Genomic DNA, 21,862 nt, shown 5'->3' with positions numbered 1-21,862 from the left:
GGGTGCCCCGCGCAGCCCAACATCCGGCGGCTGCACCGATGTTGGTTACCGACCGGTTCTGCTGCGCGGCAGGTCAGGTATGGCGTTGTGTGGAGTACGTGATCATCGACAGCAGCCAGGAGGCCGCATCGTCTGCGGTACCCGGGGCCGGGTGCCGCATCCCCGAGCCGCACAGCACGGACAGTGCTGTGCGACGCGAAGGCTCCCCAGCCGTAGACGCCAGCCTGATCGATGTGCGCTTTCGAGACCCGGTGGGATGCTCGCGTCAAGTCCCGTGGCTTGAGGCTGCGCAGGACGTCCCCTTCGAGGACTCTCCTGCGGTATGGCCTTTCCCCGTCCGGCACGGGCGGCGGGTTGCTCCTGGCTGGTGGTGGTCGTCGACCAGCGGGCGGCTGGTGGCGTACGGGTCCGGTGTCATGCGGACCGAGCTGATGCTGCTGGACCGGGATCCGGCTGTGGTGGCGCTGGCCTGTCGGCCGGTGGAACTGGTGTGGCGTGAGGACGGCAAGGCTGTCGGTCATACGCCGCAGCTGATGGCCAGGCTGCAGGACGGCAGCGGCCTGTTCCTCGACTGCGCGGGACGCAGCGGACCCTCTGCCCGGCTGGCAAAGCGGGCACGGGTTGTGGCGGTGGCCGCCAAGGCAGCGGGCTGGTCCTACCGGCTCGCGGGGCCGCCGGATCCGGTGCTGGTGGCCAACGTGCGGTGGCTGGCGGGTTACCGGCATCCCCGGTACGCCGCAGGGCCGTGGATGCCGGCTCTGCTGGAGGCGTTCAGCAGTCCGCGGCCTGCGGTGGAGGCGGTGTGTGGGCTGGGTGACCCGATCGCCGTGTGGCCGGCGGTCTTTCACGCGCTGTGGAGCGGCGTGCTGCAGGTGCGGCTGGACGAACCGCTGCACGAGCGCGTTGTCGTCTCGGTCGCACGGCAGGAGGCCGGGGCAGCGTGACGCAGGCGGTTGTCGAGGTCGGGGCGCGCTTTCGCTACGACGGACGGGTATGGACGCTCGCCGTGCTGGAAGGTGCCCGGGCCACGCTGGTGACCGACGAGGGCGCCTCGGCGGTGGTGCTGCTGTCCTACCTGTTCGCCGATCCGTCCTTCGAGGTGGTAGGCGGGCCGGCGCCGGGGAAGGTGCCGCCGTTCGGGCTGCTGGAGGCGCTGCCGGAGCAGGTGCGGGAGCGGGCGCAGGCGTGGGAGCGGCATGTGCGGGAGGTGGAGACCGGCTTTCCTGACGCGGTCGGGCAGGGCGTCCCGCGTGAGCAGTTCGATCCGGCGACGCGGAGCCTGGCGCAGCGGGAGCTGGCGAAGGCCGAGGAGTTGACGGCGGCGGGCTGGTCGGCGAGTGCGGCAACGGTGCGCCGGATGCGGGCGCGCTACCGCAGCGAGGGTTTGTGGGGGCTGGTGGACGGCCGGGCGGTGCGGGAGCGGTCGGCTGTGGGGCGGGCCGATGAGCGGGTGGTCGCGGCAGTCAGGAAGGTGCTGGAGGGGCAGCGGGAGCGGTCGACGGGCACGCTGGTGCGACTGCGCCGCCGGGTGGGGTGGCTGCTGGAGGAGGAGTATGGCGCCGGGGTGGTGGCCCTGCCTCCGGCGTCGACGTTCAACCGGCTGGTGCACGCGGTGGCCGACGGACAGGGCCTTTTGGGGACAGCCACACAGCGGCGGTGGCATGCGTCGCGGCCGGCACCTCCGTTCACGCCGACGGTGGCACTGCGCCCGGGTGAGCTGGTGATGCTGGACAGCACGCCGCTGGATGTACTGGCGGTCCTGGACGACGGTGTGACCGGCCGCCTTGAACTGAGCATCGCGCTGGACGTGGCGACGCGCAGCATCTGCGCCGCGGTAGTGCGTCCGGTGGGCACGACGTCGGTGGACGCGGCGATGCTGCTGGCGCAGATGGTGGTGCCGACGGCGATGCGGCCAGGCTGGGATGCGGCGCTGTCGATGCAGCGGTCGGTCATCCCCTACGAGCGGCTGATCGCGTTGGACGCGCGACTGGAGCAGGCTGCCGCCCGGCCGGTGATCATGCCGGAGACGGTGGTCGTAAACCAGGGCCGAGTGTACGTATCGGCTTCATTCATCTCCGCGTGCGAGAGCCTGGGCGTGTCGGTGCAGCCGGTACCGCCGGCGAACGGCCCGGCGAAGGGGAACGTGGAGCGGACCTTCCGCGCCATCGCCGACGGGTTCAGCCAATACCTGCCGGGCCACACCGGCTCGGACGTCTCTCAGCGCGGCGCGGCCGCGGAGCAGGATGCCTGCTGGAGCCTGACGCAGCTTCAGGAACTGCTGGACGAATGGGTCATCTGCGGGTGGCAGGAGCGACGGCACGAGGCGCTGCGGCACCCGATGATGCCGCAGGTCGCCGTCTCACCCAACGAGATGTGGGCGGCTCTGGTGGCGTTGACCGGGCATGTACCGGTGCCCTTGTCCGCCGACGACTACGTCGAGCTGCTGCCTCTTCGGTGGCAGGCCGTCAACGACTACGGCATCCGTTTCGGCTACCGCACCTACGACCACCCCGGCCTCAACCCCTACCGGCGCCGCCGCTCACCGCGGGCGGACAAGAACGGCCGCTGGGAGGTCCACCACAACCCCTACGACCCGAACCGGGTGTGGGTGCGCCTGCCCGAGGGATGGCTCGAGGTGCCGTGGGTCCACGCGGAGGCGGTCAGGCGCCCGTTCACCGCGTTCACCTTCGACCACGTCCGCCGCACCGTGGAACGCCGGCATGGCCGTGAAGAGCACGAGGCCGCGATCGCCCAGGCACTCGATGCGCTGCTGCGCCGTGCCAGCCAGGGACTGGGCAGCAGGCGAGAGCGGACGGTAGCCGCCCGGGCCCAGGCGGCCGCGCAGATGACCGATCCTTCCCCCGCCACCCCCCGCAGCAGTGGCCTGCGCCTCTCGCGCCGGGGGCCTCGTACGGGCTGCCCGGTTCCTTCGCCGCCCCGCTCGAGGACGCCGACGGCTGGGACACCGACGACAGCCTCGACGACCTTGAGGACGACCCGGACGGCGAGGACTACCTTCTCGCCGCCCTCGCCGACGGCCAGGACGCCGCGGCAGGCCACGCGGATGAGGCCGAAGCGGCCCGGGACCAGGCCGCTGAGCGGACGCTGGACGCCGCCGGGGCGAGTGGCATGCGCATCTACGACCCGTACCAGGAGGCCCAGGCATGGTGACGACGACGCAGCCCGCCACCACGAGCACGTTCAGTCCGCTGACCACGTGGGACGGGTGGCAGCAGTTCGTCGACACGCCCCACGCACCGGCGCGGGACGCCGGCGACCAGGAGTGGACGCTGGAGCAGCGGGAGGACTACCACGCGCGGTTCGTGGTGCTGAAGACCCCCGCCATGGACGCCATCTCCACCGCGGTACGCCGTCTGCTGCTGCTCAACCGCGGCCAGCAGGGCGGAGCCCGGCGCGGCCTGATCATCTCCGGGCCGGCGACCACCGGGAAGACCACCGCCATGCAGCAGCTCGGGCGCACCGTCGAACTCGCCGACCGGCGCCGCCACCCCAACCAGGACGAGCGTCTGCCGGTGCTGTTCATCACCGTGCCGCCGTCCTCCACCCCGAAGATGCTCATCAGCGAGTTCGCCCGCTTCCTCGGCTTGCCCGCCCTGGAACGGATGAACCAGATCCAGATCACCAACGCCGTGTGCGGGCTGCTGTGCGAGATGAGCACCCAGCTGGTCCTGGTCGACGACGTGCACCTGATGGACACCCGCAGCCGGGCCGGCGCCGAGACCTCCGACCAGCTGAAGTACCTCGGCGAGCGCATCCCAGCCACCTTCGTCTACTCCGGCATCGACGTCGAAACCTCACCCCTGCTGACCGGCGTACGCGGCTCCCAGCTCGCCGGCCGCTTCAAAATCGTGCGCAACCAGCCCCTGCGCTACGGCAGTACAGCCGACAAGCAGATCTGGCACGACCTCGTGCGCAGCATGGACAGCGCCCTGCGACTGCGCCACCACCGGCCCGACACCCTGGTCACGCACGCCGCCTACCTCCACGCCCGCACCGGCGGCCGCATGGGCAGCCTCTCCCACCTCATCCGCGAAGCCGCTCTCGTATCCCTGCTGGACGGCACCGAGAAGATCACCAAGAAACTGCTCGAACAGATCGAGCTCGACACCGCCGCCGAACAACGGGCCCGGGCACCGCACCGCCGCCGGACGCCCTCACAACGCATGCCCTGACCGGCGGCGTCTGCCTCAACCGTCCGTCCCGCTCCCCCGTTTGACCACTGCTCGGATGCCGACACATCCGAGCCCGCCAGGAACGACCTCTGCTCCTTCATGCACGACTCTCTTCCACCACAGTCGCAGCCGCCGCGTACGGCTGCGGCACGTCCGGGGCCAGTACGGCTCGCGCCGCTGCAGGGCGAGACGAACCTTTCGTACCTGGACCGGCTGGCCGACCGCTACCGACTCGGCGTCAGAGACCTCATCCCCGCCCTCGTCCAGGTCGGAGGGGGCCTGTTCAAGGGTTACCGGACGGACGGCGAGGTCTACCTCAACGCCGAAGCCCGCGCCCGCATCTCCACATTCAGCCGCGTGCCCGAGGAGACCCTTCGGCGGGCCTTGCCCGCCTGGACCGCCCAAGAGCCCATCTCGCCGGACGGAGCGGGCGCGGCCGGGCGGTTCCGCTTCGGCAGCGTCGTGCCCGCCGCGGGAGAAGGCTGCCAGCTGTGCACGGCCGCACGCACCGGACGGACCAAGCCCGCACGGGTGTACCTGAAACCGCACACCCGGATCTGCCCGCGTCACGGGCGCTGGATGCTCGGCACCCACTGGATCGACGGCGCACCGGCTGGCACCGAGCAGATCGATCTGGCGGGGCTGGCGGAGGTCCTCGCGGCGCACCGGCAGCACCAGGACCTGCTGCGCCACCAGCCAGACGCGGCCAAGGCGTTCGAGGTCGCCCATGCCGTGGTCGTCTCCTGGTGGGCGCAGCAATGGCCTGAGGAGGAGCAGTGGCCGCACCGGGAACGCCAGATGGCGCCGCCGGAGGCTGATCCGGACTGGTGGCGGCTGCTGGCCAGGGACGCGGTCACCTACCCGGAGACGGTCGCCCTCACCTCGGCCCTCACCAGCGAACGCACGAGGCAGCGGCTGCTCGACGACACCGGTGGGCACCTGCCACACACTCGCTCACACCCCTGGTCTGATCGCTCAATTGGCACGGGTCGCGAATCGGCCGTGGCTTCCCGAGCGGATCGCCTCGACCTCAGCCGGTCCTCTGCTGGTCTGGGCGCAGCACTGTGTGCGCTCTCCTGCGGACACGGCCGGCGCGGATGGGCTGTGGACGCTGCACATGGCGCACCGGCCCCGGCCCGTCGCCCGGGAACTGCAGGCCTACCGCGACGCCGCCCACAAGTTGGAGAAGGCAGAGGGTGCAACGCGGCTTCACCTCGGACTTCGGCACAGGTCGGATCAGGCGTTCACGACCGGTCTGGCGCACGCCGTGCCTACGCCGCCGTGCACGGCCATCTCGCCGCTCCGATCGGCGAGCGGTTCAACGGCTTCGCGCTGGGCCGGTGGCTGTCGAATCACCGGAAATTCCCCGCGATGCCACCCGAACACGTCGCCGCCCTGGAGGCGCTGGATCCGTGGTGGCGGCCGCCGTGGACAGTGATGTGGCAGCGCTCCTACTACCAAGCCCGCGACCACACCCGCGCCTGCGGGCCCCTGCGACCCGAACACGGCTTCCCCACCACCAGCTTCGGCCTGGGCGAATGGCTCTACAACCAGTGCATCGGCTACGACGACCTACACCCCGCACAACAGCGTCTCCTGACCGACATCGGGCTCACCCACGAGGCCGCACAGGCGGCCAGGCCCCGCCGCAAGCACATGGCCACCCACTTCCAGCGCGTCCTCGCCTGCGCCGGCGCCTTCGCCGACGCCCACGGAACGCTGGTGAACGCGACCACCGACACCATCCAGGACGGACTGAAGCTGGGACAGTGGCTGTCCAACCAACGCAGCAAGGACCGCGCCTACCAGCACCGCCACGGCAGCCCCTCAGCCCGGGCGCTGGCACTGTCGGCGATCGATCCCTGGTGGAACCCGCCCTGGACGCTGGAATGGCAGCGCTCCTGGCACCAGGCACACACCCACGTCCAAGACGGCCACTTCCTGGACACCACAGCCGGGTTCCCCGGCACCAGCAGCGCGCTGGCCACGTGGCTGACCACCCAGTGCGCCCAGTACGACACCCTCCAGCCCGAACAACAGGACCTCCTCGCCCAAATCGGGCTGACCGCGGACCGGGCCCGCGGCGCCGCCGCACGCCCCGCCGAACGCGAAGCCGACTTCGCCGTCGGCCTCGGCTACGCGCGCTCCTACCACGCCATCCACGGGACCCTCGCCGCCGAAATCGACACCGACCACGACGGATTCCAGCTTGGACGATGGCTGCGCCGGCAACGCCAGTACGCCCGTATCGAAGCCGACAGGGGCGCGCCTCAGTCTGCCGCCGCGAAGGCGTTGAGCGTGGTCGATCCATGGTGGTGTCCGTCCTGGAGCCTGGCGTGGCAGCGCGCCTGGCAGCAGGTCCACGACCAGATCAATGCCGGCCACCGGTTCGACGCCGACCACCACTTCCGCAGCTTCGCCCCCGCCCAGCGCACCTGGCTACGCCAGCAGCGCAACCCCTACGACGACCTCCACCCCGGCCAGCAGCGCCTCCTCGCCGGCATCGGCCTCACCCGCGAAACCGCCCACACCCGGCCCCTCAACCCCTACGCCGAAACCGCGCTCGCGCACGCCCGCGCCTACGCCGCCGTGCACCACACCCTCGCCGTGGCCCACTCCACCGTCCACGACGGCTTCCCCCTCGGCCGCTGGCTCAACGACCAACGCCAACAAGCCCGACGCGACACCACCCCCAACGCCCGCCACCAGACCCTCACCACGATCGACCCGTGGTGGAACCCGCCCTGGGACCTGTCCTGGCAACGCGCCTACACACGCGCCCGCACCACACAAACCCGCCCCGGCGGCCCACCGGCCGAAGTACGCGCGTGGAGCACCGCACAGCGCACGCCTGGGATCGTCTACGACCCGAGCAACAGAAACTCCTGACCGAACTGAGGATCGTGCCCGGCGCCGCGGACGCCGCCGGCCAGCGGCGCAGGACCAGCCGTGTCTATCCGCCGAGTCCCGGACTCGCCCACGCACGCACATACGCCCTGGCCCACGGCCACCTCTCCCCCAGCGCAGACATCCACCACGACGGCTTCCCCCTCGGCAGGTGGCTGGTAGAAACACGCCGCAAAGCCCGACAAGGACAACTCGCCCCCACCACCCACCAGGCCCTCACCACGATCGACCCGTGGTGGAACCCACCCTGGCCCCACACCTGGCAACGCACCTACCAGCAGACCAAGCTCGCCCACCACACCGGCCGGCACCTCTCCCCCGACCTGAAGCGATGGACCGAGCGGCAACGCACCCGCTGGAACACCCTCCACCCCCAGCAACAACACCTCCTCACCACCATCGGCACCCACCCCGGCTAGAACCGACAACACCACCGCACTCATACTTGCGTTCGATTACCGTGATGTTCTGGACGGGCAACATCAGAATCGGGAGACTGTGGGCATGGCGTCCTCCGCGCATGAGGCATCTGCGTCAGCCCTGGGCTATATCTTCCAGGCGCAGCTCGCCCTCCTTGAGCTGCTGCGAGGACAAGAGGATCGTCCGGACGGGGCAATCAGCCTGGAGCTCCACGACGACGTTGCGTGGGAAGAAAATGGTCGGCCCGTCGAACTCCTGCAGGTCAAGCACCACATTCGCAGTGTGCGGTCGCTCGGCGACAAGGATGACGACGTGTGGCGGACTATCCAGTCCTGGATGGACACCCATGCCCCTGGCGACGAGTACGGCCCCATGCTGACCCTGGTCACCACGCAGCAGGCACGGCCAGGCACGGCTATGGCCGCGCTCAAGGCACCTAATCCAGTACCCGCGCAGGCCCTTGACCTACTCGTCGCCGCCGCGCAGGAGTCGAAGGCCAAGGACACGAAGGACGCACGGGCAGCCTTCCTGGCCCTTCAGCCGGCGCAACGTGCCGTCTTCGTGCAACGGATGCGGGTCATCGACGGGTCGCCGTCCATCGACGACCTCGACGCGCTGGTACGGGTGAGGCTCAGGGCGGCGCTCCCCGACGGGCACGCCGACTCCTTCATGCGGCAGCTGTGGGCGTGGTGGTACGAACAGACCGTAGACATGCTGCAGAAGCGGCACACCAGCGTCTCCGTGACCCGGCTGATGCAGCGCATCAGCCGCATCCGCGACGACTACACCTCGGACAGACTGCCCACACTGGTAGACCGTGAGGACTTCCCGCCGGAGGCCGAGACCGAGCTGGCCGATGCCTGCTTCGTCCACCAGTTGCGCTGGGGTGGCGCCGGCCGCCAGTTGAACAAGGCGATGGTGGACTACTGCCGCGCCTACACCCAGACCGTGGCCTGGCTCGAAGACGACCTGGTGGACCTTGAAGAGTTGGCACGCTTCGAAGACAACCTCGCCGACGAGTGGCAGCGGGAGTTCGACTGGATGCTCGACGACCTGGACGAAGACGCCACTGACCGGGAGCAGGAGCAAGCCGGCAAGGCGCTCCTGCGCAAGACCCTGGACCAGACCCGGCACAGAATCCGTGAAGCGTATGACGAGGCGTTCTTCTCCCGGGGCAAGCACCATGAACTGGCCGACCGCGGACGGATCGGATGGCACCCCGACTTCGAGGCACGGGTGAAGAGCCTGATCAGGGCTGCCCGTGCCTAGCTGGACACAGCGGCCGCAAGCCAGCGCCGCCTTCCTCAACCCTGCTCTCGTCGCCGCCGTCGCCGCCACTGCGGCACGCGACTACGAGCGGGAAGCCTCTGGCAGGCTGATGCCATGGCCGATGGCCTTCGTCGTGGCCCCGCTGGTCCTGCACCGGCCCACGCGGCGAGCGCTGCCCACCTCGACGCGCACCCATCTGCCGAACTGGGTGGCGGACCACCCAGCACTCGTCGCCGGCCTTGCCGCCCGCAGCACCTCACTGACACCCGCCGTACGGGAAGGCCTGCGCTTCGGGCTCCGCCACCAGATGCTCACTATCGAGCAGGGCTCCCTCAAGAGCAGGATTCCGTCGAAGTCCCGTACCGAGGGCGAACTCGCCGACCTGATCAAGGCCGCATCGCTGATAGGCCGCTGGGCTGCCAAGTCCGACAACCCTTCCACCGTCTTTGCACTGCTGGGCGTGAGACCCTGAGCCGGTGCAGATCCGGTCGATCACCCTCTACAGCAAGAGCGGCGAAAAGCGCGTCCTGGACTTCCGGCTCGGCGAGCTGAACATCGTCACCGGCACGTCCCAGACAGGCAAGAGCGCGCTGCTCGACATCGTCGACTTCTGCCTCGGCAGGGACGAGGCCACGCTCCCGATCAGCCAGATCTTCAACACCGTCGCGTGGTATGCAGTCATCCTGCAGCTGCCCGACACTCGCATCCTGGCCGCCAGGCCGGCGCCTCGCCCCGGCGCCAAGTCCGTCACCAACGCCATGCTCGAAGTCGGCAACGACCTCGGTGTCCCGGAACTGTCCGATCTCCGCGTCAACACCGACTCCACACAGCTGCGCCAGCAGCTCGGGCGCCGGATCGGCATCGGAGACACTCGCAGCGAGCCGGCGCCGGGAAGCCTGCTCTCCCCGCTCAGCGCCAACCTCGGCCACGCCGTCCTGCTCTGCCTGCAGAACCAGGACGAAGTCGCCTCCAAGCGGGCGCTATTCCACCGGCAGAACGAGCGCGGCATCCCGGAGAGCCTCAAGGCCACGATCCCCTACTTCCTCGGCGCGGTCCCCGAAGACCAAGCCGCACTCCAGCAGCAGCTCACCCAAGCCAAACGAGCCCTCCGCCGCGCCGAGAACGACCTCAAAGCTGCCCAGGAAGCAAACCAAGGCATCGAGGCCCGCCTTGAGTCCCTCCTCGGTGAAGCCCGCGTCCACGGCCTGCTCCCCGACAACAGCGTCGACACCTCCGACAGAGCAGCCGTCATCGAGGCCCTGCAGCAGGCTGCCTCCTTCCGGCCCACCCCGGACAACGCAGATGAGGAACAGCGGCGGCAAGAGCTCCTCCTCAACGAACAGTCATCCGCTCTCCGACGGCAGCTGCGCTCCCTCGCAGAAGAACGCCAGCTCCTGAACGACCTGGAGACACAGGTCACCGGCTACACCGGTGCCGTCGCCCGCGGCATGTCACGCCTGTCGGCGCTCAACCTCGTACCCGACGGCTTCCCCGGCGAACACAGCTGCCCCCTGTGCGGAAACGACCTCAACGAGCCCGACCCCACCGTGGCCGACATGCACACCACCCTCGCGGACCTCCGAGAGCAACTCGACAGCGTCCAAACCGTCCAGCCCCGCCGCGAGCAGGCCCTTCGCGAGATCGAGCAGACGGCAACGCGCCTACGCGAACAGCTCCGCGGCATCGAAGGCGCCCTGAGCGTCATCGCCGAACAGCGCAACCAGCAGGCCGGCCTTCTCGGACAGGCCGAAGCCCAGGCATACACCCGCGGCAGGATCAGCGCCTACCTCGGCCAGATCAACACCACATCCGACAGCGGACACCTCCAGCGCCTGGAGTCCGACGTCGCCGTCGCCCAGAGGCTCGTCCAAGGCCTCGAAGAGCAGCTCGACACCGAGACCATCGACGACAAGCTCACCCACGGCCTCAGCTACCTCAGCGGCAAGATGACCGGCCACGCCCGCACCCTGAAACTTGAACACGGCGACCGCTTGGTCCGCCTGGACCTCAAAAAGCTCACCATCGTCGCGGACACCCTCGAGGGCATCACCGAACTGCTCCGCATCGGCAGCGGCAAGAACCACGTCGGCTACCACGTGGCAGCCCACCTAGCCCTCCACCAGTACTTCGTTGCCAACAGCAGGCCCGTACCCCGCTTCCTCATGCTCGACCAGCCCACCCAGCCCTACTACCCCTCCGACATGGCCAAACAGCGCGGACGACTGGAGGACATCGCCCTGGACGAAGACCGCGTGACCGTCACACGCCTCTTCGAACTCATGCACCAGGTCGTCAGAGAGCTCTCCCCGAACTTCCAGATGATCGTCAGCGACCACGCGGACCTGCCCCACGACTGGTACCAGGAGTCCATCCACTACAACTGGCGCAACGGCGAAAAACTCATCCCTACCACCTGGCTCAACGACAACCCCACCCCATAGCCTGGCAACATGCCCCACCACCGGAATCCTGTGAGCCTCAGAACCGGGTCGACTACGCACGTCGCAGGCGAAGCTCGACAACGCGCACTCGTCCAGCCACAGACAGCGTGATTTCGCCTCATCCGCCGTACTCCAAGGCGTCATCGGCAGCTGGCCCTTCCGCTTTGATCTTCAGTAGCCGAGAGGCAACGGCACCCTCGTTGCGGCCGAATTCCTGCGACAGCTCGGGCAGAGAGGCACCTTGAGCACAGCGCTCGGCTAGCCGCTGTTCGTCTTCGGGCTCCCAGGGCTTATACGCATTGGGGTGCAGTTGCCGCTTCGCCTCCACGGTGTACGCCTTGGGCGTTTCTGGCTCAGCCGCAGGGCGCGGATCGGGCACGAGGTCGCTGGGGTACGGTGCGAGTTTAAGGCCGTACAGCTTCCAGCGGATAGACTTTTCACTACGCCCGAGTGCCTCAGCCAGTTGCTCTGGGCTGCTGCCTGCTCGGTAGTGCTCCTTGAGGTAGGCGACGGCTTCGGGGGTCCATGCCTCGCCATGACGGGTGGCTTTGACGGGGGCCGCAGAAACGGCAGACGAGGTACGCTCCACAGCGGAGGCGATGGGGGCGGAGACGATAAGACGACCGACCTCGTCGAGATCGCGCACGTCGATCTCTCCGGTCAGTTCGCCGTGGATGACTCCATCAGGGGTGCAGACGACGACGGTGATTTCGACACGGCCCTCTGCCAGAAGGTCGGCATGAAGGCTGTAGCGGCGATGCGGACTGCCGGTCTCAAGCTTCACCGTCGCTGTCGCCGCCCGCACTGCAGCGGGGGGCGTGAGCGGGCGCTGGTAGGCCGGAGACAGTAATTCGTGAACATGCCAGGTAGCCACGTAGGAGGCACCGTCATCGAGTCGATAGCTCGTCTGGCTTGCTTCCAGATCGCACGCCGCGTAAAGAACCTCAACCTGTTGGCCATCGAACAGACCGGGGTCATGGGCCGGAGCAGTGGGCGAGAGGCTTAGAACCCCGCGGCCCGGCCGGATGTCATGGATGGCGGCGTCCGGATCCCCGTACCAGGTGCCACGAGCATCACGGAAAGCGTAGATCAGCACAACAAGCAGCCCTTCATCCGGACAAGACGTCAGTAAATGATGGCCTGCCCAACAGCAGCTTGACCTGCAGTTAGCCAACCCGTGGCCCGCACCGACCTCTCCAACCGGACAAAGACCTTTACCCCTGGCCCACCTGACATGACGAACCGGCCTCGGCCACGCGCTCTCCACGCACGCCACCAAGCCACCGGCAAGCACCAGACCAACTGCCAACACCCCGCCGGCACCCAGCCCGACGAACGCACCAAGTAGCAGCCCAGCGAAACTGCACCACGCTCAGTCAACCTGCACAGAGCACGTACACACAGGTCAGACAGACACCGACACCTCCATCCCAGAACTCACGAACACGCAAACCGCGCATAGACCGCCCACAGGAACTGAGAAACCCCAGCCCACAAGACCAACAGCAGCACAGAAAAACTGGGCGACGACACCCTGCAAGAACTCACCGTCCTGGACCCGTGGTGGAACCCACCCTGGCCCTTCACCTGGAAACGGAACTACCACGTGCACCGCACCCTCGCCGCCGCAGGCCGGCCCATCCCACCCGAGCTTCAACGCTGGGCTCGCAAGCAGACCACCCTGTGGAACCAACTCCACCCCCACCAGCAAGGACTCCTGACAGGCATCGGCCTGCACCCGCCCCTATTCCACTCGGAGCGGTAAAAGCGTCTCGGCAGACAGGTGTCCTGGGCGGCTCGCTGGTCCGGACTGCTACTGATCGTCCTGGTGGTAGGCGCGGGCAAGGAGCCCGGCGAACGCAGCAGCCCGCTCTACGCTGTAGCGGCCGCCTCGGATCTGCTGAAGCAATGCACGACCTACCTGTTCGGGAGTGAACCCGTTTCTTGCCAGCTCTTGGACGACCTCCTCAACAGGCGGCGGTGCGTGCCGATGGGCACGCTCGTTCACGGCCCCGGGCGCTGTTCCGGCAAGGACAAGCCTTTGCTCGGCTGGTGCAGCAGCCTGCAATGGGGCTTCGAAGAGGAGTTGCTGTTCTCGCGGAGCATCCCCAGCAGACCGGCTCCGCGGTTGTCTCACATCTCCCGGGAGCAAGTTCTCATCCAGCGGCCTGAGGTCAGGCCTGGCCCGGACCAGGATGCTCTGGCCGAACGGCAAAGTGCCCCACACGTATGTGGCCTGGTTACTCGGCGTCGGCGTGTCCATAGGCGTAAGGGGCCCTAGACCGGCCAGCGCTGGCCCCATTGGCGTGCGGCCTACAAGGTCGAGCGCGGCCTTGGGAGGGCTCCAGCGGAGCAGATCTGGGTACGTGAACGTCGCTGCTTCACGCCCTTGGGAAATGGCCCACATGCGGCGCGCCTCGGAGTCGATGACCTTGGCATCTTGCACGGTGCCAGGTGGAGGGCCTGCCATGACGGCGCCTAGGAGTGCGCCAGTCATGGTGGCGATGGTGTCGGTGTCCGAGCCGAGAGTGTTAGCAGCGAGGAGCAGGCCAGCTTCTGGTGAGTCGGCGTAGGCATGCGCGAGAACCGCGGCAAGCAGGGTCGTGACTGTGCCTGATCCTCGAGTCGCGTCGTTGAAGCCACCCCAGCGCTCCACCAGGGCCGCATAGGTCTCGGAGGTCAGGGGGGATGTGGGTTCGAAGGCCTCGAGCGCTGCGCGACATTCGTTGGCGACGGTGATCGCGGCTGAGCGGAAGTCGGTGCCCGCGGCGTCACTCCACGTGGGAAGCCACAGATACGCGAGCTCGTCGTCCTTGGCGATGACGTCCGGTACTTGCTCTAGCCAGTCCATTGCGGGGCGCCACTGCTTGGGACCAGGAATTTCGTTTGTGTCGAGGGCGTGGGCCAGCAGAACGGCGTGCAGGACCGCCCCCAGGATGCCTCGGGGGTGGCCGTGGGTGCTGACAGCGTTCCGTACAACGTCGCGGGTGATGCTGTCCCAGCTGGTGAGGTCCCGTGCGGACCAGACATGGGGCTGGATGCGCATGGCGGCCCCATTGCCGCCGATATCGACGTAGCGGGCAGCTTTGGTGGCGAAGATGTTCTGGGACCACTTGGCTTCGACTCTCATCAAGCCGGTGGCTGCCGCTTTGGTCCCACGGCCGGCGCCTAGGGAGTAGGCCTGCCAGGCAACGACTTCGATCTTCGCGAAGGCCTCGGCGTCGAATTCCCCGTCTCCGCGGATGGCGCGTGAGGTTGCCAGGCGTAGCTGGGTGTCGTCGGAGTACGCGCCGGCGGGGAGCGGCATGTCGCGTCCGTAGCGTCCTCCGACGCGCCTCTTCCAGGGGACGGTGGTGGTGACGGCATCACGTCCGATGCGGCGACGTACGCCATCGGCGTCGGTCAGTTCGGTGATGAAGCCGAGTGCGTCCCCGTACGCAGCCCACTGGGCTGAGGCGCGTACTGCCTCCCATTGCATGGCGTTCACCGTAGTCCTTACCTGCCGAACGTGACCGGGTCGACGATGATGTCGACCTCATCATGTTCGCTGACACTGACAATGGCCTCAGCCTTCGCTGCGTCCTCGTGAGTGAGGACGTAGATGCGCTGCAGGTGCCGGGTGGAGACGGCCTGCGGGTAGAGCGCCTCGGCCTGGGGATTTGTCGGGAGGTGGGGCGCTCGGTCCCAGCGTGGCATCGTCTTGTTGAAACCCTTGGGGACGCGGTCGGCGAAGAGGGCTTCGGCTCCGGGCAGCCCTTCGACGGGGGTGATGCCGTCGTATCCCATATTGCCTGGGGCGAACAGGACGCCGGGGTGCGTCATGATCACTGGATCGAAGCTGAGGACAGCCCAGAACAGGTCTTCGTTCGCCCACCAGTCTTCGCTGCTGATGCGAAGAAAGCGGTGGTTGGGCTCGCTGATGCTGAGGTTCACGTAGGACCAGTACTGCGGAGCTTCTCTGCGGGTCTTGGTGTTCTGGTGGTAAATGCTCTCGAGGTACTGGTCTTGGGCCAGGAGTGCCCGGGCCTTGCAGAGCTGCTGCACGAGGATGCCGAGTAGACCGCGGTTCGTGGTGAAGTGCACCACTTCGGCGATCTTCCGTTCCTGAATGAGCGCGCTGATACCTTCTGCGGGTCTTTCGCCGTCCGATATGGGCGGGCTGGGCTCTGTGGTGGTCATACGGCCTTCACCTCATAGGTGTCCGGGTCCATGCAGGCGATAAGGTCGCTGGCCTCGGAGGGCTTGTAGGTGATGGTCAGCGTCTTGCGGGCGCGGCCAGCGGACATGGCCAGCAGCCGCAGGTGGGCGTCTCGTTCGCTGTCGCCGGGCTCGGTGGCGTGGGGCATAACCTCGCTGTTGAGTCCGACGATGATCACGTGGTCGAACTCCAGCCCCTTGGCGGAGTGCATGGTCGACAGCGCGACGTTCACCGGGCCCGTCGGCCACTCGGCGTTCCGGGTGAGTTCCACGTAGGCCAGTCCGGAGGCGTTCAGACGGTTCTTGACCTCGCCGAACCAGCCCTTGGCATGGAGGATGGCGACGGACTCGTCGTTGTCGGGTCCGAGGTCGTTGAGGAACTGCACAACGTGGTCCATCTGCTGGGTGAAGGTGCCCTCAACCAGCAAAGGCTTGTCGCCCTCCTCCGTGCAGGAGGTGAGGTCAGGGATCGCGGCGTCGTCCGTTGTCTCCACGTCTTCGAGTAGCGGAGCGGCGAAGGCGGCGATCTGCCGGGTGTTGCGGAAGTTCTTCGACAGCAGCTTGCTGTTGTGCGGGCCCACGCTCAGGCCCACCTCGCTCCAGGTGAAGCGCTGCGGGTAGATGCGCTGAGCCGCGTCGAGAACGAAGGTGAGGGTGTGCTCATCAGTGAGGTGGTTGAGGACTGCCCGGACCTGGTTGGCGGAGAAGTCCTGAGCCTCGTCGACCACTACCACGTGGTAAGGGTCGTCGGTACGGTTGGCCGCCATGGCGTTCGCCAGGTCGGACCAGTCCCAGGCCTGCTGCTGCTTCTTCCACTCCTGGAAGGGATAGATCACCTCCTCCAACAGTCGGCGGCGCAGGGGGGTCAGCATCCGTGGGGAGCGGCCGCGGCCCTGACGTTCGCATTCGACGTACTCGGCCAGATGATCGGGCGTGAAGCGGCCCAGGACATAGTCCACTTCAGAGCGTACGAACTCAGAGGACAACGGCAAGGGCGCGGCCAGGGCGTCCAGCTTCCGGCTGCGTTCGTGTTCCTGAAGAATGCGCTCGTAGGCCACACGGTCGGTGGCCCACTTCGCAAAGGTGGAGATCGTCAGCTCAACGTCATTGCCTTTGAGCTGCTCCTGGGTGAGTTCCTCGATGTAGCCGCGCAGTGTGCGGTTGTAAGTGAGAACAAGGACGCGGACGGGGCCGCTGAGGAAGCCGTCACGGCGGCGACGCTGCCAGAAACCGACGGTGAACTTCAGCCGGTACAGAGCGGTGGTGGTTTTGCCGCTGCCGGCGGCCCCCCGTACAACGAACACCCCCGGCTTGTGATTGTTGATCACCGTGAGCTGCTCGCTCGTCGGCTGCGTCGGCCTGAGAACCTTCATCCGTGCGGCCCCTCCCCAAGACTCGCTTCCCGAACCTGAGGCCATGTTAGAAGTAGCCGCCAGCAGGTGGGTTGAAGATCGGACAAGCAGTCCGCCGCAGGCTTGCAGAAAGCGACACGTCGGTCACCCATTCGAGTGATGGCTGCCGCTGTGTCCCTCCTTTGAAGGCGGGGGGTACTTGGCTGTCCGTCGTGGAGCAGCAAGCTGTCAACGAGCGGGGCGGGGCGAGCGTGGAGGCGGCGTTGGCCACAGCCGCCGGGCAGATGGCGCAGTGGCCGTGGGATCAGGCGATGGTGTCGGTGCGGTTCGAGGACCTGGCTCCGGTCTCCGCGTTTCCGGTGATGCCTGGGCGTCGGTGGGGGCCGGGCTGGTGGTGGTCGGCGACGACCGGGCGGCACGTGGTGCACGGTTCGGCCGCCATGCGCACCCAGCTGATGGTCCTGGACCGGAATCCGGACGTGACCGGCCTTTCCGCACGCCCCGTACGGCTGCTGTGGCGGGATACCGACGGGCGGGTGCGCTCGTGGGTGCCTCAGCTGTTCGCCCGGTACGCCGACGGCACCGGCCTGCTCGCCGACTGCCCCTCCAGCCCGACTGCCGGTGGAGACGGGGCGCAGCGAGCGCGGATGGTCCTGGAGGCGGCGTGCGCGCGCGTGGGCTGGTCATATCGGCGCCTCGAGCCACCTCCCCCGGTGGTGGCGGCGAACCTGCGATGGCTGGCCGGCTACCGCCACCCACGCAATCAAGGCCCGCCCGGGCTGCGGGCCGCGCTGACTGAGGCGTTCGCCGGGCCCCGGCCGCTGGCCGACGGCGCAGCCGCCGTGGGCGATCCTCTGCAAGTACTGCCGGCTGTCTATCACGCGCTGTGGTCCGGGCATCTGACGACGCCTCTTGATGAGCCGCTGCACGAGGAGACGCTGGTCTGCGCTGACGCAGAACGTAGTGGTGGGGGCGTCGAAAAGTCGCTGGGCCCCGGAGGCGGCCGAGGAAGGGGTGAGCGCAGTGGGCGGCACACACGGTAAGGGCCAGCGGCCGGTGGTGGAGGTCGGCGCGCACGTCGCCTACCGGGGACAGACCTGGCAGGCCGCCGCCCTGCAGGGCCAGCAGGTCTACCTGCTGCAGGAGGACGGCACCGAAACGAGACTGCTGCTGGGGCGGTTGTTCGCCGATCCGGGCTTCGAAGTAGTGGGCGCACGAGCGCCGGCCGCGGTGCCGCAGTGGGGGCTGTTCGAGACCGTTCCTGTAGCGGCCCAGCAGCGGGCACTGGCCTGGCTGCCCCATATCCGGGAAGTGGAGACCGGGTGGCCGCACCCTGAGGGTGGCCGTGACGGCCAGACGATGCGGCCGGAATACGACCCCGAGCGGTGGACGCTGGCGCAGCGGGACGCGGCCAAGGCGAAGGATCTGGCGGCGCTTGGCTTCGCGCGGGTGACGCGTACGACGGTGGAGCGGATGCGGCACACCTACCGCAAGCAAGGCTTGTGGGGGCTGGTCGACAAGCGTGCGGTACCGGCCCGCGGCCGCCATCCGACGGGGTATGCCGACGAGCGGGTCGTGGCCGCGGTGCTGGAGGCGCTGCGGCGCCAGCGGGGCCGGTCGAAGGGGACGGTGAAGGGACTGCAGGTACTGGTCGGGCAGATCCTGGAGGACACGCACGGGCGCGGAGTGGTGGAGATGCCGTCACGCTCGACGTTCTACCGGCTGGTGAGCGTGCTGGCCGACCCGGCCGATCGTCCGGGACGCCCGGCACGCACCGCTACCACCGCCCCCGCCCGCGCCTCGTCGGCGCCGGTGGTGCTGCGGCCCGGGGAGCAGGTGCAGATCGACACCACCCGTCTGGACATCATGGCCGTCCTTGAGGACGGCAGCCTGGGCCGACCGGAGCTGACGATCGCCGTCGACGTCGCCACGCGCTCCGTCCTGGCCGCCGTCCTGCGCCCGCACAGCACCAAAGCCGTTGACGCCGCACTGCTCCTGGCGGAGATGGCTGTTCCCCACCCTGCTCGGCCGACCTGGCCCAAAGCGCTGCATCTGTCGCGGGCCGAGGTGCCCTTTGAGCGGATGCTGTCGCTGGACGAACGGCTGGAGGGCGCGGCCGCGCGGCCGGTGGTCGTGCCCGAGACGATCGTCGTCGACCGCGGGAAGATCTACCTCTCGCAGGGCTTCGTCGCCGCGTGCGAGACGCTCGGGGTGAGCGTGCAGCCCGCTCCTCCGAGGCGTCCGCAGGCTAAGGCCGTGGTGGAGCGGACCTTCGGCGCGATCAACGACCTGTTCTGCCAGCACGTCGCCGGCCACACCGGCTCCAACCCCCAGCACCGCGGCTCCAAGACATCGGCCGAGGCGCGGTGGACGATCCCGCAGCTGCAGGACCTTCTCGACGAATGGATCACCTGCGGCTGGCAGAACCGGCCCCACGACGGACTGCGCCACCCCGTCCTGCCCAAAACCGCCCTCACACCGAACCAGATGTGGGCCGCGCTTATCACCATCAGCGGCTACGTACCGGTGCCGCTCACCGGGGCCGACTACCTCGAACTGCTGCCGGTGCGCTGGCAGCCCATCACCGAACGCGGCATCCGCCTCGACCACCGCACCTACAACCACGACATCCTCGGCCCCCACCGCGGCCAGCGCTCCCCCGTCACGGCCAAGGACGGCAAGTGGGAGGTCCACCACAACCCCCACAACGCCCGCCAGATCTTCGTCCGCCTCACCGACGGCCAGCTCCACGAAATCCCCTGGATCCACCGCGACCACGTCCACCAGCCCTTCAACGACGCCATCTGGCACCACATCCAGACCGAGGTCGAACAACGCGGAGACCGCGAGACACACGAAGCCGACATCGCCGACGCCCTCGACCAGCTCCTGCGCCGCACCCGCCACCCCGCCGAGACCGAGCAGAAAACCCGCCGTCGGAGAGCCTCCCGCTCCGGTACGGCAGCACAGTTGCCCGATCTTCCAGGCCAGCGGCGCCCACTCGACGCAGAGACCACACCGGCCCCCGCACCGGACTGGAGCGAGAGCCTGGACGACCTCATCAGCGTCGACACGGCGGCCGAGGCCGGCACGAGCGAGATGGAGGGCGCGAGCGTGCTGCCGGCCGAGGCAGGCGGGTACGGGCTGTGGGACGCCGAAGCGGAAGCCGAGCAGTGGTGAACACCTCACCGGGCACGAGCGATGCATCGGCCTGCAGGTCCCCGTCGACAGCGGACCGGCCTCCCGGGGCCGCGGCAAGCACCACCGACGACCCCACTGATGCCCAGCAGCGATCGGTGACCACCTGGGACGGCTTCCAGGCCTTCGTCACCACTCCCGTGGCCGCTCCTCCCCCACCCGGCGCACCGCCTCGCAGCCTCGAGGAACGCCTGGCCTACCACTCACGGTTCGTCACCGTGCGCACCCCCGCCATCGACGCCCTCGCCAAGAACGTGCGCACCCTGATGATCCTCGGCCGCCACCAGACCGTCACCGCACGGCCATCCCTGATCGTCACAGGCCCAGCAGGCGCCGGGAAGACCACCGCCCTGCTCCAGGTCGGACGCGCCTGCCACCTCGCCCACACCCGCCGCCACGGCCCCACAGCGACAGCCGGACAGGCCCCGGTCGCCTACGTCCTGGTCCCGCCCGCCGCCAGCGCCAAGACCCTCGCCATCGAATTCGCTCGCTACCTCGGCATCCCCGTCACCGCAGGCATGTCCCAGGCCCAGATCACCAACTCCGTATGCCACACCTACACCGCCGCAGGCGTCCAGCTGGTGATGATCGACGAGATCCACCGGCTCAACCCGCGCACCACCACCGGCGCCCAGAGTGCCGATCTGATCAAAGATCTCACCGAACGCATCGGCGCGACCTTCGTCTACGCCGGCATCGACGTCACCACCACACCCCTGTTCACCGGAGTACGCGGCGCCCAGCTCGCCGGACGCGCCTCCCTCATCGACTGCACCGCCTTCCCCGCCCGCCTCGGCGACGAAGAGCCCTTCCGCGACCTCATCACCGCCATGGAAGGCGCGCTCGACCTGCACCACCACCGCACCGGAACCCTCCCCAAGCTGGCTCCCTACCTGCACGAGCGCACCGCCGGCCGCATCGGCAGCCTCGCCCGCCTCATCCGCCAGGCCGCCATCACCGCCCTGGTCGACGGCACCGAACGCATCACCAAGACCACCCTCGACGCCATCCGCCTCGACCACCTCGCCGAACAGCACTACCGACCCCACACCCGGCCCCGAAGCCGCAGTATCAGCACCCCGTGACCCGGACAGACGTCACGGCCCGGGATACGGCCCCAGCCGCTCCCGCGCAGCGCGGCGTCCCCACCACAGAGGCATGGCTGCGGACCCCGTCAGCAGCACCGGGCGTGCTCCGCGTACGGCCACTGGCCAATGAGGCGACCGCCTCCTATGTGCAACGCCTTGCCACCGCCTACCGGCTGACGCTGCCCCAGCTCCTCGACGGCGCCGGCATCACCCTGACCGGCCACGGCACGCTACCGACAGCTGAACTCCACCTCAGCCCTGCCGCCTGCCACCACCTCGCCGCCCCGACCCGCATCCCACTCCCCCACCTGGCGCGCGCCCTGCTCCGCCTCGCCCCCAGCGACGACGCCCACCACACCGCAGCCGCCGCACGCTGGAAACGGCTGGAGGCCGAGCAGCAGCCCGTCCGTGCCTGCACCCTGTGCACCCGCCACCGCAGCCAGAACGCCACCGACACCGCCTGGGCTCATCGGCCACCGCACCGACTGGTGTGCCCGCGCCATCAGCAAGCCGCCCCCGACCCGCGGCTCACCACCACCGTCCGCACCTGGGCGACGCCCGAAATCGCCGACGCGCACCACGCACACCAGCGACTCCTACGACACCCCCGCGCCGCCACCGCCTGGACCGCTGCGCGCGCCATCACCACCCGCTGGTACGACCACCAGCAACACCTCACCCACCGCTGGCACACCCGCCTCAACTAGGACTTGTCCGGTCGATCATGTGCGAAGCCAGATGACGAGTGCTGCTGCGGTGGCGGTGCCGAGGTAGACGTAGCCTCGTTTGTCGTATCT

The 21,862-nt window shown here is 68.5% G+C and carries 16 protein-coding genes; 11 read left to right on the top strand and 5 right to left on the bottom strand.

Annotated elements, in window-relative coordinates; genetic code table 11:
* Positions 1-251: 251 nt before the first annotated feature.
* The 4 genes from ACFYY6_RS36455 to ACFYY6_RS36440 all read left to right on the top strand — a co-directional run bounded on the left by ACFYY6_RS36455 (position 252) and on the right by ACFYY6_RS36440 (position 7,519).
* A complete protein-coding gene (locus ACFYY6_RS36455; protein ID WP_389197483.1) occupies positions 252-944 on the top strand; it encodes a TnsA-like heteromeric transposase endonuclease subunit in 693 nt (230 codons plus the stop codon).
* A 2,220-nt stretch (positions 945-3,164) separates the two neighbouring features.
* Complete coding sequence (locus ACFYY6_RS36450; protein WP_389197477.1) at positions 3,165-4,193, top strand: TniB family NTP-binding protein; 1,029 nt, start codon at positions 3,165-3,167, stop codon at positions 4,191-4,193.
* 99 nt (positions 4,194-4,292) lie between these two features.
* Positions 4,293-7,082 carry a Helicase associated domain protein gene (locus tag ACFYY6_RS36445; protein ID WP_389197475.1) on the top strand — a complete coding sequence of 930 codons (2,790 nt, stop codon included), beginning with the start codon at positions 4,293-4,295 and terminating at the stop codon, positions 7,080-7,082.
* The gene (locus tag ACFYY6_RS36440; protein WP_389197473.1) at positions 7,022-7,519 is read left to right on the top strand and encodes a helicase associated domain-containing protein; all 498 of its coding nucleotides are present in this window, start codon (positions 7,022-7,024) and stop codon (positions 7,517-7,519) included. Before ACFYY6_RS36445 ends, ACFYY6_RS36440 begins: the two co-directional genes overlap by 61 nt.
* 115 nt (positions 7,520-7,634) lie before the next feature.
* On the opposite strand, the gene ACFYY6_RS36435 is transcribed toward ACFYY6_RS36440, so the two are convergent.
* Positions 7,635-7,793 carry a hypothetical protein gene (locus ACFYY6_RS36435; protein ID WP_389197471.1) on the bottom strand — a complete coding sequence of 53 codons (159 nt, stop codon included), beginning with the start codon at positions 7,791-7,793 and terminating at the stop codon, positions 7,635-7,637.
* A gap of 39 nt (positions 7,794-7,832) precedes the next feature.
* Between ACFYY6_RS36435 and ACFYY6_RS36430 the strand changes: the two genes are divergently transcribed.
* The 3 genes from ACFYY6_RS36430 to ACFYY6_RS36420 are packed head-to-tail and all read left to right on the top strand — an operon-like array spanning position 7,833 to position 11,230.
* A complete protein-coding gene (locus ACFYY6_RS36430) occupies positions 7,833-8,789 on the top strand; it encodes an ABC-three component system protein (protein ID WP_389197469.1) in 957 nt (318 codons plus the stop codon).
* On the top strand, positions 8,782-9,261 hold the full coding sequence (locus ACFYY6_RS36425) for a three component ABC system middle component (protein ID WP_388653355.1): 480 nt from the start codon (positions 8,782-8,784) through the stop codon (positions 9,259-9,261). The genes ACFYY6_RS36430 and ACFYY6_RS36425 overlap by 8 nt, the downstream gene beginning before the upstream one ends.
* A 4-nt stretch (positions 9,262-9,265) precedes the next feature.
* Positions 9,266-11,230, top strand: coding sequence for a DUF3732 domain-containing protein (locus tag ACFYY6_RS36420; protein ID WP_388653353.1), 1,965 nt, complete (start codon positions 9,266-9,268; stop codon positions 11,228-11,230).
* 118 nt (positions 11,231-11,348) lie between these two features.
* Here the strand turns inward: ACFYY6_RS36420 and ACFYY6_RS36415 are convergent, their stop codons facing one another.
* The 4 genes from ACFYY6_RS36415 to ACFYY6_RS36400 all read right to left on the bottom strand — a co-directional run bounded on the left by ACFYY6_RS36415 (position 11,349) and on the right by ACFYY6_RS36400 (position 16,800).
* The gene (locus ACFYY6_RS36415; RefSeq protein ID WP_388653351.1) at positions 11,349-12,326 is read right to left on the bottom strand and encodes a hypothetical protein; all 978 of its coding nucleotides are present in this window, start codon (positions 12,324-12,326) and stop codon (positions 11,349-11,351) included.
* 717 nt (positions 12,327-13,043) lie between these two features.
* The gene (locus ACFYY6_RS36410; RefSeq protein WP_388653378.1) at positions 13,044-14,708 is read right to left on the bottom strand and encodes an ADP-ribosylglycohydrolase family protein; all 1,665 of its coding nucleotides are present in this window, start codon (positions 14,706-14,708) and stop codon (positions 13,044-13,046) included.
* Between the two features lie 17 nt (positions 14,709-14,725).
* Complete coding sequence (locus ACFYY6_RS36405) at positions 14,726-15,409, bottom strand: DarT ssDNA thymidine ADP-ribosyltransferase family protein (RefSeq protein ID WP_388653349.1); 684 nt, start codon at positions 15,407-15,409, stop codon at positions 14,726-14,728.
* A complete protein-coding gene (locus ACFYY6_RS36400; protein WP_388653347.1) occupies positions 15,406-16,800 on the bottom strand; it encodes a 3'-5' exonuclease in 1,395 nt (464 codons plus the stop codon). Before ACFYY6_RS36400 ends, ACFYY6_RS36405 begins: the two co-directional genes overlap by 4 nt.
* Before the next feature lie 263 nt (positions 16,801-17,063).
* On the opposite strand from ACFYY6_RS36400, the gene ACFYY6_RS36395 reads away from it, so the two are divergent.
* The 4 genes from ACFYY6_RS36395 to ACFYY6_RS36380 all read left to right on the top strand — a co-directional run bounded on the left by ACFYY6_RS36395 (position 17,064) and on the right by ACFYY6_RS36380 (position 21,772).
* The gene (locus tag ACFYY6_RS36395; RefSeq protein ID WP_388653375.1) at positions 17,064-17,822 is read left to right on the top strand and encodes a TnsA-like heteromeric transposase endonuclease subunit; all 759 of its coding nucleotides are present in this window, start codon (positions 17,064-17,066) and stop codon (positions 17,820-17,822) included.
* On the top strand, positions 17,803-19,959 hold the full coding sequence (locus tag ACFYY6_RS36390) for a transposase (RefSeq protein ID WP_388653345.1): 2,157 nt from the start codon (positions 17,803-17,805) through the stop codon (positions 19,957-19,959). Before ACFYY6_RS36395 ends, ACFYY6_RS36390 begins: the two co-directional genes overlap by 20 nt.
* A gap of 116 nt (positions 19,960-20,075) precedes the next feature.
* Positions 20,076-21,062, top strand: coding sequence for a TniB family NTP-binding protein (locus ACFYY6_RS36385; protein WP_388653342.1), 987 nt, complete (start codon positions 20,076-20,078; stop codon positions 21,060-21,062).
* Positions 21,059-21,772, top strand: coding sequence for a TniQ family protein (locus ACFYY6_RS36380; protein ID WP_389197467.1), 714 nt, complete (start codon positions 21,059-21,061; stop codon positions 21,770-21,772). The genes ACFYY6_RS36385 and ACFYY6_RS36380 overlap by 4 nt, the downstream gene beginning before the upstream one ends.
* The last annotated feature ends 90 nt before the right edge of the window (positions 21,773-21,862 follow it).

This window comes from Streptomyces sp. NPDC001750 (assembly GCF_042892615.1).
Taxonomy (GTDB): domain Bacteria; phylum Actinomycetota; class Actinomycetes; order Streptomycetales; family Streptomycetaceae; genus Streptomyces.
This window is presented reverse-complemented; position numbering and strand designations above follow the sequence as displayed.

Bases quoted from the DNA above. Each gene is read 5' to 3' on its own strand.
- ACFYY6_RS36450 (WP_389197477.1), top strand. From the start codon at position 3,165: ATGGTGACGACGACGCAGCCCGCCACCACGAGCACGTTCAGTCCGCTG.
- ACFYY6_RS36445 (WP_389197475.1), top strand. From the start codon at position 4,293: ATGCACGACTCTCTTCCACCACAGTCGCAGCCGCCGCGTACGGCTGCG.
- ACFYY6_RS36410 (WP_388653378.1), bottom strand. From the start codon at position 14,708: ATGCAATGGGAGGCAGTACGCGCCTCAGCCCAGTGGGCTGCGTACGGG.
- ACFYY6_RS36405 (WP_388653349.1), bottom strand. From the start codon at position 15,409: ATGACCACCACAGAGCCCAGCCCGCCCATATCGGACGGCGAAAGACCC.
- ACFYY6_RS36400 (WP_388653347.1), bottom strand. From the start codon at position 16,800: ATGAAGGTTCTCAGGCCGACGCAGCCGACGAGCGAGCAGCTCACGGTG.
- ACFYY6_RS36395 (WP_388653375.1), top strand. From the start codon at position 17,064: ATGGCGCAGTGGCCGTGGGATCAGGCGATGGTGTCGGTGCGGTTCGAG.